The organism is Collinsella sp. AF39-11AT (assembly GCF_003474585.1).
Taxonomy (GTDB): domain Bacteria; phylum Actinomycetota; class Coriobacteriia; order Coriobacteriales; family Coriobacteriaceae; genus Collinsella.
In genome coordinates, this window is sequence record NZ_QROG01000061.1 from 1 (window position 1) to 621 (window position 621).

At 61.7% G+C, this 621-nt stretch carries 1 protein-coding gene; it reads right to left on the bottom strand.

From position 1 onward, the window contains the following. A partial coding sequence (locus DW037_RS10655) for an NAD-dependent protein deacetylase, SIR2 family (RefSeq protein ID WP_118373264.1) occupies positions 1-621 on the bottom strand: 621 nt, incomplete at both ends.

Here is a 621-nt window from a genome sequence, read left to right on the forward strand (position 1 = left end):
CTGCCTTGCTTCCAAGCTGCAACGGAGCCGAGTCGCCCGAGATGTTTACGCTCAAAAGGTGCGCATCCGGCAGCTTCGCGGTCATGCTCCAGAACGGGAGCGTGATGATGCCGGGGGTCATCTCGCCCACGCCGAGCTCCAGCAACAGCACGCGGCCACTGCTGCGCTCGCGCACAAAGCGTTCGTATCGTTCGAGGCTCTCGCGCCATGCTCCGCCTTGCAGAAACGTGTCGTCGCGCACCCACGGCACAAGCTGCCAGCCGCAATGCGGGCATCGGGGGATATCCTCGCTGAGGACCTCGAACCCCGCCATGCCCGCGAGCATGCGTTCGACGTAGGGGCTCGCGTCGAAGAGCTCGTCACAGCATGGCTGCTTGCACTGAAGGTGCGCGAAGCTTCCCTGATAGTTACAGGTTCTCTCGTCGGGAAACGTCTTCTCGGCCTGGGTGTCCACATTGGTGCTCAGGATGAAGTAGTCCTTATGGCCGATGAGGGACCGTAGGTCGAGATAGGGCTGCGAGGCCAGCTCGCGCAGCATGAAGTCGATGTATCGCGCATAGTATGCCCACTGCTGCTCGAGGCTGGGGTAGAGGTGGTAGAAGCCGTCGAAAAGGCTCTTGA